Annotated in this window: 1 protein-coding gene; it reads left to right on the top strand. The window is 61.9% G+C overall.

Annotated features, from left to right (window positions below; translation table 11 throughout):
- A partial coding sequence (locus tag AC1D0P_RS30360; RefSeq protein WP_477680126.1) for an isopenicillin N synthase family dioxygenase occupies positions 1-423 on the top strand: 423 nt, incomplete at both ends.

The raw sequence follows: 423 nt of genomic DNA, 5'->3' as shown, positions 1-423 counted from the left end.
CTGCTGCACTATCCGACGCAGCCCCAGGAAGAAGGGCTGTTCGGCTCTGCGCCGCATACGGACTATGGCTTCATCACGCTTCTGGCGCAGGACGATGTCGGCGGCCTCGAGGTCAAGAACAAGGCTGGAGAATGGGTGCCGGCCCCGCCCGTGCCGGATTCCTTCGTGATGAATGTCGGCGATATCCTGGCCCGCTGGTCCAACGACCTGTTCGTGTCGACGCCGCATCGCGTCATCAACCGCACCGGTCGCGAACGCTATTCGCAGCCGTTCTTCTTCGACCCGTCCATGGACGAGATGATCGAGGCGCTGCCGGTCTGCGTGCAGCCGGGCGCGACGGCCAAATATCCGCCGGTGCTCTATGGGGACTATCTCATGGAGCGGATCGACAAGAATTATCACTATCGCAAGCAGCAGGCGCAA

This window comes from Polaromonas sp. P1_G2, assembly GCF_056405515.1.
Note: the sequence above shows the minus strand (reverse complement) of the source record. Positions and strands in the feature narration are given on the sequence as shown.